A 12,044-nucleotide genomic window follows, 5' to 3' on the forward strand; every position below is an offset into this window, starting at 1 on the left:
ACGCAGCGCCTAGTCCAAGGGGAGGGCTCTCAGCCCATCGGCGTCGATCCGCAAATACCCGCCTCGGGGTTCGCCGTGATCGAGGTCCCAGTCCGGCAGTACCCAGCGCGTACCACCCGGCTCGCGATGCCGTGCCGGCCGGTGCGTGTGGCCATGCACGATGGTCGCCGTCCCCGTCTCCCTGAACAACGCAGCTACACCTTCCTGCGTCACGTCGTATTTCGGCGAGACCGGCCGCGCGCGGCTCTCCTGACTCGCCGAGCGCATCCTTTTGGCCAGCGCATGGCGCCATCTGAATGGCCAGGCGAGAAACAGCATTTGCGCGAAGCGGCTGCGCGCAATGCGGCGAAAACGGATGTACGCATGATCGGCGGTGCACAGCGCGTCGCCATGCGCGAGCGTGATGCGCGCGCCGAATGCGGTGATCACGAACGGGTCGGGCAACCAGATTGCGCCGGCCGCTTTCATGAAGCGCTTGCCGAGCAGAAAGTCGCGATTGCCGTGCATGATGTAGAGCGCGATGCCGCGCTCGGACAGCGTGTGCATGAGCGTCGCCATACGCGCGACGAACGGATCGCTCAGCATGTCGTCGCCGATCCAGTATTCGAACAGGTCGCCGAGGATAAAAACCGAATCGGCTTCTTCAGCCGTGATGCGGATGAAGTGTTCGAACGCGGCGACCGTGCGAGGAATGTCCTCGCTCAAATGCAGGTCTGAGATGAGAAACAGCGGGCGTGCGCCATGCGGGCGTCTGCCCTCGCCTGGCCCGCCCGCGGCGACGCTTCGCAGCGGCGTTTCTTGCAGCATTGAAGGTTGCCTGATTTCAGTTGCAGTTAAATGCTTCGCCGAACTGCGCGCTGTGCGCCAGCGTGTTGTTGCCAAACCCAGGGCCGCAGCTGAACCCGCGACCGCATCCGCTGGCGCACGGCCCGTTGCTTATTCGACGATGACCGCTTTCTCGATGATCACGTCGTCCGCCGGCACGTCCTGATGGAAGCCCTTCGAACCCGTCTTCACCTTCTTGATTTTTTCGACGATGTCGAGACCGTCGACCACTTTGCCGAACACGGCGTAACCCCAGCCTTGCGGCGTCGGCGACGAGTGATTCAGAAAGTCGTTGTCGTTCACGTTGATGAAGAATTGCGCCGTCGCCGAATGCGGATCGTTGGTGCGCGCCATCGCGATCGAACCGTTGACGTTCTTCAGACCGTTGTTCGCTTCGTTGGTGATCGGCGCTTCGGTCGGCTTTTGCTTCATGCCGGGTTCGAAACCGCCGCCCTGAATCATGAAGCCGTCGATCACGCGATGGAACACGGTGTTGTCGTAGTGCCCGGCCTTCACGTAGTTGAGGAAGTTCTCAACCGACTTCGGTGCCTTCTCGGCGTCCAGTTCGAGTTTGATGACGCCGTGATTCGTGTGTAGTTCGACCATGATGGGATCCTTTGATGAACAGGAGGGTGAAAGGCGCGGCGCATCGCATGGTGGATGGGGCCGCGCCAGGGGCAGTGGTGTTGCAAGGGCGACCACGGACTGTATCGCCGGCGGGTGCGCTTGCTAACCTGTGTTCTTGCCTGCTTGAGTCTCTATGCCGGTCTGCTTATTTGCTGACGATCGTAGCCGATTCGATCACGATCGGCGTTTGCGGTACGTCGGACATCGGGCCGCGCGTGGTGGTCGGCGTGCCTTCGATCTTCTTCACCACATCCATGCCGGAGGTGACCTTGCCGAACACGGCGTAGCCGTTGCCGTCCTGACCGGGATAGTCGAGGCCGGCGTTATCCGCCGTGTTGATGAAGAATTGCGAGGTGGCCGAATCCGGGTCGCTGGTCCGTGCCATGGCGATCGTGCCGACGACGTTCTTCAGGCCGTTGCGGCTTTCAAGCTGGATCGGCGCGCGAGTCGGCTTTTCTGCATAGCTCTGCGTGAAGCCGCCACCCTGGATCATGAAGCCCGGAATCACGCGATGGAAAATCGTGCCGCTGTACTGGCCGGATTTCACATAGTCGAGGAAGTTCGCGACGGTCTTCGGCGCCTTCTCGGGGTACAGCTCGACGCGGATATCGCCGTCAGTGGTCTTGAAGAGCACGGACGGATGCGTCGCCGGCGTGGCGGACTGGGCAAAGGCGGGTGCGTTCGCGATCAGGGCGGCGCTACCGAGCGCCAGCATCAACCATTTCATGAAGATCCTCAGGGTGGAAAAAAGCGTTGGCGATGAGTGTGCGATACGGATAAGTTATTGCGACGGCGCCATATACGGCGGCAGGGCGAGCGAACCATTCGAGCCGCCGAACTGGAAGCTTGGCGAGTTCGTGATATTCGGCATGACGGGCGTCGCGTCCTCTTGCGGTGCGGCAACCTTCTTGACCGGCTGCGCCGCACTCTTCGGCGGCGAGACGATCTTCTGGATGTCGGCGAGGCGCTGCTTCGTCGGCCCGCTTGCCTGGCCCAGGTCCTGCGAGCGCTGGTAGGCGGAGGCCGCGAGGCGCAGGTACAGGTCGCCGAGATTTTCGTAGGCGAGACCGTAGTTGGGGTTCGCCTTGGTCGCGGTTTCGAGTGCCGCGCGTGCTTCCGAATAGCGCCCGTGCTTCGCGTACAGCGCCGCAAGGTTGTTATACGGCTCCGGCAATTCCGGATAAGTCTGCGTCAGCGCAATGAAGGCGTTGATGGCTTCGTCGTCGCGATTCAGGTGAGCCAGCACCGTGGCGCGCTTGAATTGCGCCTGAGCGTCGCGCGGATTTGCGGCGATGCGGGCGTCGAGTTGGGTGAGCGCGGCGTTCCAGTTTTGCTTTGCAATCAACGCGTCGATTTCCGGCGTGTTGTCGCGCACAGGAGCACCCTGCGGGATCATGGGGGACTTCTGCGCATAGGCAGGCGCGCCCGGCAGCAGCATGACGGCGAGGCCGCACAGGGCCGTGGCGGCGAGGGTCGCGGCGCTTCGCGCGCGGCCGCTGGAAGGTTTCATAGGCTCGGGTCTGGATGTTATACTCCGACCCATTCTAACAAAAGGTCTGCGCGTTCCGTTGAACCGCATACTGTCTTTCGCCACTCGTGGTCGTCCCGCCTTGATCGCAGCCTGACCGCCGCACCCGGTGCACCGGTTTGCTGCTGTATGCGCTACACCTGTTTTGTACTGAGCTTGTACCGGGCCGGTATCAGAAGCGGGCGCGGCGCGCACGAAAAACATTGCGGATTTCTTTCGACCCACGCATCGTCTCTATGGAATCACTGCGCATCTACAACACGCTCGCGCGTGACAAGCAAACTTTCGTGCCGCTGCAAGAGGGCGTCGTACGGATGTACGTCTGCGGGATGACGGTGTATGACTACTGTCACATTGGTCATGCACGCGTGATGGTCGTGTTCGATATCGCGCAACGGTGGTTGCGCACGCTCGGTTACAAGGTGACCTACGTGCGCAACATTACCGATATCGACGACAAGATCATCCGCCGTGCCGTCGAAAACGGCGAGACGATCAAGTCGCTGACCGATCGCTTCATTGCCGCACTGCATGAAGATGCGGATGCGCTCGGCATCGAGCGTCCCGATCTCGAACCGCGCGCAACCGACTACATTCCGCAGATGCTCGACATGATCGGCAAGCTGGAAGCAAACGGCTACGCCTATCAGGCGAGTGATGGCGATGTGAATTACGCCGTGCGAAAATTTTCTGGCTACGGCAAGCTATCGGGCAAGTCGCTCGAAGATCTGCGCGCAGGCGAGCGTGTGGCGGCCAACGACGCGAAGCAGGATCCGCTCGATTTTGTCCTGTGGAAACAGGCCAAGCCGGAGGAGCCTGTGGACACGGGTTGGGACTCGAAGTACGGCCGCGGCCGTCCCGGGTGGCACATTGAATGCTCGGCGATGGGCTGCACGCTGCTCGGCGATCATTTCGATATTCATGGCGGCGGGCAGGATCTGCAGTTTCCGCACCATGAGAACGAAATCGCGCAAAGCGAAGGCGCGACAGGTCAAACGTTTGTGAATTACTGGATGCACAACGGGTACGTTCAGATCGACAATGAGAAGATGTCGAAGTCGCTCGGCAACTTCTTCACGATCCGAGAAGTGCTCGCGCAGTACGATGCCGAGGTGGTGCGTTTTTTCATTGCGCGGGCGCACTACCGTTCGCCGCTGAACTACAGCGACACGCATATCGACGACGCGCGCAACGCCCTCACGCGTTTGTACACGTCGCTGAAAGACGTGAGCCCGGACGGCGCCGAACTCGACTGGAACGAAGCGCATGCGCAACGTTTCAGGGCGGCGATGAACGACGACTTCAACACGCCGGTTGCAGTGTCGGTGCTGTTTGAGCTGGCAAGTGAGGTAAACCGCACGCGCGACGCCGCGCTGGCCCGACAACTGCGTGCGCTTGCGCGCATCATCGGACTGCTGGGCCGTGAGCCGCGTGCATTCCTGCAGCAGGCTGCGGGTAGCGTGAGTGATGGCGCGCTCGAGCCCGCCGCGATCGAAGCGAAGATCGCAGCGCGCGTGGCCGCCAAGCAGGCGAAGGACTATGCGGCAGCAGACCGGATTCGGGCCGAATTGCTCGAGGCTGGCGTTGCACTTGAAGACAAACCCGGCGGGTTGACCGAGTGGCGGCGCGTGTGAGCGCACCTCGTACTTCCCTTTGATCGACTCGCCAGGCAGGAGGCAGGAGGCAGGATGGCAACGGCCACGAAGACGCCGTCTAAACGGGCTGCGTCTAAAACAGGCGCGGCAGCTGCAGTGAAATCGACTCGCGCGCGTAACGGCAGCGCGATCAAAGCGGTGCCCGCCGCGGCGAAGGTCGCCGCCAAGGCAGGTAGCGCCGCGAAGAACACCCCGGTGAAGCGTGCGCTCAACGGTGCGTCAGCGCATGCGCCGAAGCTCGCGAGAGGCGCAAAAGCATCGCGCACAACACGCGTGAAAAATCATGCTGGCAATGGCGCCGTGCCGGCAGAACTCGCCGGCGACGTACAGGAACTCGCGCGCGACACGCTGCATGAAGGTGAAGTCGTGCGCAAAACGCGTGCATTGGACGACGCGGAAGTCGCCGTGCCGGTGCAGGTTGGCGGTCTCACGCCGGAAGTCACACGCCCCGACTACTGGGACAAGGCGTGTGCGGATCTCGTCAAGCGCGATCGCATTCTCAAGAAACTGATTCCGAAGTTCGGCCCGGTGCATCTGTTGAGCCGCGGCGATCCGTTCGTGACGCTCGCGCGCTCGGTGGTGGGGCAGCAGATTTCGGTGGCTTCGGCGCAGGCGGCGTGGCATCGCGTCGAAAGTGCGTGTCCGAAGCTCGTGCCGCAGCAGTTCATCAAGCTGGGGCAGGACAAGCTGATGGCGTGCGGCCTGTCCAGGCGCAAGGCGGAATACATTCTCGATCTGGCCGAGCACTTCGTTTCGGGCGCCTTGCACGTCGGCAAGTGGACCACGATGGAAGACGAGGCGGTGATCGCCGAGCTCACGCAGATCCGCGGTATCGGCCGCTGGACCGCGGAGATGTTCCTGATCTTCAATCTCTCGCGTCCGGACGTCCTGCCTCTGGACGATCTCGGCCTGATCCGCGCCATCAGCCTCAATTACTTCAGTGGCGAACCCGTCACGCGCAGCGAGGCGCGCGAGGTTGCTGCGAATTGGGAGCCGTGGCGCACAGTCGCCACCTGGTATATGTGGCGTAGTCTTGATCCATTGCCGGTCGACTATTAATCTGCCACGACCTGATTTGATGTCATGTGATGCGAGGCTATCCGAGGCTATCGATTTTCGAATTCGATAGTTTCGAGGTAGTTTTGACAGCGGCGGTCGCGGTTAGAATACGCGCTGCCTGGTAAGTCCAAGGATTACAACCAATGAAGACCACTTTTCTGGATTTCGAGCAGCCGATCGCTGAACTCGAAGCGAAGATCGAAGAATTGCGCTTCGTGCAGGACGATTCGGCCGTCGATATCTCGGAAGAAATCGATCGGCTCTCCAAGAAGAGTCAGCAGCTCACCAAAGATCTGTACGCAAACCTGAGCCCGTGGCAGGTTTCGCAAATTGCCCGTCATCCGCAGCGTCCCTACACGTTTGACTATGTGAGCGAACTGTTCACCGATTTCCACGAGCTGCATGGCGACCGCGCGTTTGCGGACGATCTGGCTATTGTCGGCGGTTTTGCGCGCTTCAACGGCCAGGCTTGCATGGTGATCGGCCACCAGAAGGGTCGCGATACCAAGGAACGCTCGCTGCGTAACTTCGGCATGCCGCGTCCGGAAGGCTATCGCAAGGCCGAACGCCTGATGCGCCTCGCCGAAAAATTTGGTCTACCGCTCTTCACGTTCATCGATACACCGGGTGCTTATCCTGGCATCGGCGCGGAAGAGCGCGGCCAGTCGGAAGCCATCGGCCGTAATCTGTATGTGATGGCTGAGCTGAAAACGCCGATCATCGCGACGATCATCGGTGAAGGCGGTTCGGGCGGTGCGCTTGCCATCGCGGTGGGCGACAGTGTGCTGATGCTGCAATTCTCGACCTATTCGGTGATCTCGCCGGAAGGCTGTGCCTCCATTCTCTGGAAGAGCGCGGCGAAGGCGCCGGAAGCGGCCGAAGCTTTGGGCCTCACGGCGCATCGTCTGAAGGCACTTGGCCTGATCGACAAGATCGTCAACGAGCCGCTCGGCGGCGCGCATCGCGATCCGAAGGGCATGGCTGCCATGCTGCGCCGGGCGCTGGCCGATTCGCTGCGTCAGTTCCAGGGCATGAGCGTTCCGGACCTCCGTCAACGCCGTTTCGAACGGCTGATGGCGTACGGCAAGTTCAAGGAAACGACGCCCGGCGCATAAGCCGGCCCGTTCTTCAATCGAAGGCGCTCCGCGCCTCGTCGCCGTGACCGATACCGCTGACTCTCCCGCCGACCGCCTCGTACTCGAGGCGGTCGGCGCGGCGCTTTCCGCGCAGCCTGCACGACCTGCGCTGGCTGAAGGCGCGCGCGTTGCGGTGGCGTTTAGCGGCGGTATCGACTCCAGTGTGTTGCTCGACGCCGTGGCTCGCGTCGCGGGACCGTCGCGCTGTATCGCGCTGCATGTTCACCACGGCCTTAGTCCGCACGCAGATCAGTGGCTTGCGCATTGCGAGGCATTCGCGCGTGAGCGTGGCATCGCGTTCGCGGCAGCGCATGTCAAAGTCGCGCATGAATCCGGTGTGAGCGTCGAGGCGGCCGCGCGTGATGCGCGGTATCGTGCGCTCGATGCGCTGTGCGCGCAGCACGGCGTGACGACGTTGTGGCTCGCCCAGCACGCCGACGATCAGGCCGAAACGGTATTGCTGCAGTTACTGCGTGGCGCCGGGCTGGCGGGCCTCGCGGCGATGGCGCCTGCATACCTGCCCGCGGGCGCTACGGTGACCCGCGTGCGACCGCTTCTGCATCTGTTGCGCGCGCAACTTGAGCAGTACGCGGCGGCGAGAACGCTCGCGTGGGTCGACGACGAATCGAATACCGACACCCGCTATGCGCGCAATGCGCTGCGTCATGATGTGTTGCCCGAACTGGCCGTCCACTTTCCCGGTTATCGCGATGCGTTGGCGCGCACGGCGGCCCACGCGGCATCCTCACAGCGTCTGCTGGATCGACTGGCTCGTATCGACATGGAAGCGGCTTCGTGCAACGGCGACCGCGCGCTGTCACGCGACGCCGTGCTCACACTCGACGACGACCGTGCGCTTAACCTGCTGCGTTTCTGGATGCGTTCACTTGGCTTGCCGGCCGCGTCGACGGCGCGTCTGTCCGACGCGCTGCGGCAACTGCGCGAGGTCGGCGAGGCGCATAGCTTGCGCGTCGATCACGCCGGCCAGGCGCTGCGCAGCTATCGCGGGCAGATTTACTGGGAAGCGGGCGATAGCGCCGAGGCCGCCGACGAAACAGCGCTTGTGGCGCGCGCGGTCAGCCAATTTGCCTGGCAGGGCGAATCGATCTGGCGTCTGCCGCAATGGCGCGGTACCTTCGTGTTTGCCGAGGCGAATGCTGAAGATCCCCGCGCCGTGCCCGTCGCGCTTCTGCGTACGGCGCCGTTGTCCGCGCGCTCGCGCAGCGGCGGCGAGCGCATGCGCAACAACGCGCAGGGCCCGAGCCGTACGCTCAAGAATCTGTTCCAGGAGCAGGGCGTGCCGGCATGGAAGCGGGACGTGCCGTTGCTGTACGCGGGAGACGTGCTGCTGTTCGTACCGCTGCTCGGTGTCAACCACGCGGCTTTACCAGCGAAGGCCGATGCCGCTGACGCCCTTGCTGGCGCGCCCTCGGACGACGCTGCGTTTGCCCGTGGCCCGTACGTGCGGATCGACTGGCGCGAGGATCTCCTGATCGCCTGACCGACCGGTCGGGTGCGCTGGCCGAAGCACCGCTTTGGCGCTAAAGAACCGCCGTCGACGTGTCGAAAGCAGGCGTAACCCCTTTGCACACAAGCCTTTGCATCGCCCATTACCGGCATTTTGGCTTGTCTTTTTACGCCTGATCGGGTACGTTAACATGCTTGCCCGAAGCCGCTATTGCCGTCATTTTGATGCGCTTTTGCTGTTTTCCGGCCGTTTTCTGTGTTTCCCGGCGACCATAAGCCACCGGGGAGCCGCCAGCCAGCGGCCTTTGGCGATTCCTCGCGGGCAAATCCGCGCGTGCTGCACGTGCGCTGCATCTACGCCGCCACCCTCACACTTCGCCGTCGTTCCTGAAACGTTGAGCTCTTGTGCTTCGGTGCGGTCGTCTCCAGCGCGGCAGCGCGGTTACTTCTCCAGTTCAGAACGACAATGGCACTCATCGTACATAAATACGGCGGTACTTCGATGGGCTCGGTCGAGCGCATCAAGAACGTCGCGAAGCGCGTCGCGAAATGGCACAAGGCTGGCCACAAGATGGTCGTGGTGCCCTCGGCGATGTCCGGCGAAACTAACCGCTTGCTCGGTCTCGCGAAAGACATTTCGGCCCAGCCGAGCCCACGCGAGCTAGATCTGATTGCCGCCACCGGCGAGCAGGTCAGCTCGGGGCTGCTCGCCATTGCGCTGCAGGAAGCGGGCGTCGACGCGGTCAGCTACGCCGGTTGGCAAGTGCCGATCAAAACCGACAGCGCATTCACCAAGGCACGCATTAGCGAAATCGACGGTGAGCGCGTGATGCGCGATCTCGAAGCGGGCAAAGTGGTGGTGATCACGGGCTTCCAGGGCGTCGACCCGGACGGGCATATCACCACGCTCGGCCGCGGCGGTTCGGACACATCGGCGGTGGCCGTTGCTGCTGCGCTGAAGGCAGATGAATGTCTGATTTATACGGACGTGGACGGTGTCTACACCACCGACCCGCGCGTGGTGGAAGAAGCGCGCCGGCTCGATCGCGTGACGTTTGAAGAAATGCTGGAGATGGCGAGCCTGGGTTCGAAGGTGTTGCAGATCCGCTCGGTGGAATTCGCCGGCAAATATCAGGTGAAGACGCGCGTATTGTCGAGCCTGACTGATCCGCTGATCCCGCTCGAAGGTGAAATGACTTCGGGCACCCTGATTACTTTTGAAGAAGACGAGACCATGGAAAAAGCAGTCATCTCGGGCATCGCGTTTCAGCGCGACGAAGCACGTATCGCCGTGATGGGTGTACCCGACAAGCCCGGCATCGCTTACCAGATCCTCGGACCGGTGGCGGACGCGAATATCGACGTCGACATGATCATCCAGAACCAGAGCGTCGAGGGCAAAACGGCCTTTACGTTCACGGTGGGCCGCGGCGATTATCAGCGCGCCATGGAGATCCTCACGGGTCAGGTGAAGGACCATGTGAAGGCCGAACAGGTGCTGGGCGATCCGAAGGTGTCGAAGGTTTCGGTGGTCGGAGTCGGGATGCGTTCGCATGTGGGTATCGCGAGCACGATGTTCCGCACGCTGTCGGAAGAGGGCATCAACATTCAGATGATCTCCACCTCCGAAATCAAGATCTCGGTGCTGATCGACGAGAAGTATATGGAGCTCGCCGTGCGCGCGCTGCATAAGGCGTTCGAGCTGGATCAGGCGTAATTTGCGTTGAATGGTGGGGCGCTCTCGGGTACCCCATTTATGCTTTGTGCCATCCGCGCGACGGATGTGAAGAATTTGCGTCGTTGGTGACGAATCTGGCACAAAAAGTGTTCCCGAAACATTGACCTTCGTGGTTCGGCCCGCTATTATCTTGGCTTCGTCGCGCTGACTCCCTGCGCGACCGAAAGTTTGGGAGACGTGGCCGAGAGGTCGAAGGCACTCCCCTGCTAAGGGAGCATCTGGGCCAAAACCTGGATCGAGGGTTCGAATCCCTCCGTCTCCGCCAGCAATGGCGGCGGAACCCCAAGAGATCGCGGTCTCTTGGGGTTTTGTTTTTTCTGCGGCCGTTTTTGATCGCTTCCGATTTGAATCTTTGAATGAGCGAATCCTGCTGAGTTGTGCGTAGTTGGTGCGGTATGAAATTCAGGCCGTCCTTCAGGTGTCGAATATGCTTCGGATGCCGAATCAATAACGATTGGGTCTGTAGCCAGATCGTTAGTATTAAAAGAAGCAGGGCATAAGCGAACGCTACCTGACGCATGCTTTTAAGCATCCCGAACCCCGAAACCTGTCTGGCAGGTGTTACCGGCAGGCCCGCTTTTCACCGAATCTTCGTCGCTTGTAACGAGACGTAACGTAGCGGTTCAAGGTGCGATTTTATGCATCAGTTCTTACAAACTTGAAATACGCGCGTCCTTACCTTGCGCTATATTCCGGTCAACAACACACCACTTGTGAAAAAGGTGATTCTATGAAGTCCGCTCGTCTTGTTCCGCTTCTGGTCGGGGTTCTCGCGTTAGGTGCGTCAGGTGTAGCAATGGCTGGCGTGAGCGTTGGGGTCAACATTGGTATTCCGGCGCCGGTTTATGTCGCTCCGGCACCGGTCTACGCGCCGCCCCCGCCGCCCGTCGTTTATCAACCTGCGCCGGTGTACTACGGTGGCCCGGCCATCGTGATCGGCTGGCACGGCGACCGTTACTGGGACGGCCATCGCTACTGGGCGCGTGACGACTGGTATCGCCATCACGGCGGTTACGGCGGCGGCTACCATGACCATGGCGGTTATCACGACCACCGCTATTGATCCGGTCGCGTAGCGTTCTAGCGCCGAAAGTAAAAAACCGCCCTCTGGGGCGGTTTTTTTTGTTGTTACGCGCCAACAGCCGCGTTATTCGGCGATAGCAGCCATGCCGCCAACCACCGCGTTAAAACCGCTGTCGACGTGCAGCACTTCTGCCGTCACCCCGGCCGCCAGGTCCGACAGCAGGAACGCGGCCGAATTGCCGACCTGTTCGATCGTCACATTGCGTTTGAGCGGCGCATTGTCTTCGACGAAATCGAGAATCTTGCCGAAGCCCTTGATGCCGCTTGCCGCCAGCGTCTTGATCGGACCGGCGGAAATGCCGTTGACGCGCACACCCTTGGCGCCGAGCGAAACCGCCAGGTAACGCACGCTCGCTTCGAGCGAAGCCTTGGCGAGACCCATCGTGTTGTAGTTCGGAATCGCGCGTTCGGCGCCGAGGTACGTCAAGGTCAGCAAGGCGGCATCTTTCGACAGCATCGGCAGCGCTGCTTTGGCGAGCGCCGGGAAGCTGTAGGCGGAAATGTCGTGCGCAATGCGGAAGTTTTCGCGCGTCATGCCGTCGAGGAAGTCGCCGGCGATCGCTTCACGCGGCGCAAAGCCGATGGAGTGGACGAGGCCGTCGAGACTATCCCAGCGTTCCTTCAGCGAAGTAAAGAGCGCTTCGATCTGCGCGTCGTCACCCACGTCGCAAGGAAACACCAGGTCGCTGCCGAATTCCGTTGCGAACTCGGTGATGCGGTCCTTGAAGCGGTCGCCGACATACGTGAACGCCAGTTCTGCGCCTTCGCGCTTGCACGCCTGTGCAATGCCGTATGCGATCGAACGGTTCGACAGCAAGCCGGTCAGCAAGATTCGTTTACCAGCGAGGAAGCCCATGAATTCTCCTAATGAAGTCAACGCGCCGCGAGCTCAGATGTGCGGGATCGCGCGGGATTATTAGGTAGAA

At 61.4% G+C, this 12,044-nt stretch carries 11 protein-coding genes and 1 tRNA gene; 7 read left to right on the plus strand and 5 right to left on the minus strand.

What is annotated here, in order from left to right:
• Positions 1-9 precede the first annotated feature (9 nt).
• The 4 genes from P3T17_RS02950 to P3T17_RS02965 all read right to left on the minus strand — a co-directional run bounded on the left by P3T17_RS02950 (position 10) and on the right by P3T17_RS02965 (position 2,962).
• Complete coding sequence (locus tag P3T17_RS02950) at positions 10-807, minus strand: UDP-2,3-diacylglucosamine diphosphatase (RefSeq protein ID WP_429404620.1); 798 nt, start codon at positions 805-807, stop codon at positions 10-12.
• A gap of 129 nt (positions 808-936) precedes the next feature.
• Positions 937-1,431, minus strand: a complete 495-nt coding sequence (locus tag P3T17_RS02955) for a peptidylprolyl isomerase (protein WP_074264214.1) — start codon at positions 1,429-1,431, stop codon at positions 937-939.
• A 166-nt stretch (positions 1,432-1,597) separates the two neighbouring features.
• A complete protein-coding gene (locus tag P3T17_RS02960; protein WP_429287143.1) occupies positions 1,598-2,179 on the minus strand; it encodes a peptidylprolyl isomerase in 582 nt (193 codons plus the stop codon).
• A gap of 54 nt (positions 2,180-2,233) precedes the next feature.
• A complete protein-coding gene (locus P3T17_RS02965; protein ID WP_429404621.1) occupies positions 2,234-2,962 on the minus strand; it encodes a tetratricopeptide repeat protein in 729 nt (242 codons plus the stop codon).
• A gap of 254 nt (positions 2,963-3,216) precedes the next feature.
• On the opposite strand from P3T17_RS02965, the gene cysS reads away from it, so the two are divergent.
• From cysS to P3T17_RS03000, 7 genes are all read left to right on the plus strand, one after another.
• A complete protein-coding gene (cysS, locus tag P3T17_RS02970) occupies positions 3,217-4,614 on the plus strand; it encodes a cysteine--tRNA ligase (protein ID WP_074264217.1) in 1,398 nt (465 codons plus the stop codon).
• Positions 4,615-4,668: 54 nt separating this feature from the next.
• A complete protein-coding gene (locus P3T17_RS02975) occupies positions 4,669-5,694 on the plus strand; it encodes a DNA-3-methyladenine glycosylase family protein (RefSeq protein ID WP_429287142.1) in 1,026 nt (341 codons plus the stop codon).
• A gap of 143 nt (positions 5,695-5,837) precedes the next feature.
• The gene (locus P3T17_RS02980; RefSeq protein ID WP_074264219.1) at positions 5,838-6,809 is read left to right on the plus strand and encodes an acetyl-CoA carboxylase carboxyltransferase subunit alpha; all 972 of its coding nucleotides are present in this window, start codon (positions 5,838-5,840) and stop codon (positions 6,807-6,809) included.
• A 43-nt stretch (positions 6,810-6,852) separates the two neighbouring features.
• Positions 6,853-8,331, plus strand: coding sequence for a tRNA lysidine(34) synthetase TilS (tilS, locus tag P3T17_RS02985; protein ID WP_429404623.1), 1,479 nt, complete (start codon positions 6,853-6,855; stop codon positions 8,329-8,331).
• A 432-nt stretch (positions 8,332-8,763) separates the two neighbouring features.
• A complete protein-coding gene (locus tag P3T17_RS02990; protein WP_074264221.1) occupies positions 8,764-10,014 on the plus strand; it encodes an aspartate kinase in 1,251 nt (416 codons plus the stop codon).
• Positions 10,015-10,206: 192 nt separating this feature from the next.
• Positions 10,207-10,300 (plus strand) — tRNA-Ser (locus P3T17_RS02995).
• A 465-nt stretch (positions 10,301-10,765) separates the two neighbouring features.
• Positions 10,766-11,098 (plus strand): hypothetical protein, encoded by a 333-nt coding sequence (locus P3T17_RS03000; RefSeq protein ID WP_074264222.1) that lies wholly within the window; start codon positions 10,766-10,768, stop codon positions 11,096-11,098.
• Positions 11,099-11,182: 84 nt separating this feature from the next.
• Here P3T17_RS03000 and fabI read toward each other — a convergent pair whose 3' ends face one another.
• Entirely contained in the window at positions 11,183-11,974 is a 792-nt protein-coding gene (gene fabI / locus P3T17_RS03005) for an enoyl-ACP reductase FabI (RefSeq protein ID WP_429404624.1), read from the minus strand.
• Positions 11,975-12,044 lie beyond the last annotated feature (70 nt).

This window comes from Paraburkholderia sp. GAS82 (assembly GCF_050436285.1).
GTDB lineage: Bacteria > Pseudomonadota > Gammaproteobacteria > Burkholderiales > Burkholderiaceae > Paraburkholderia > Paraburkholderia phenazinium_B.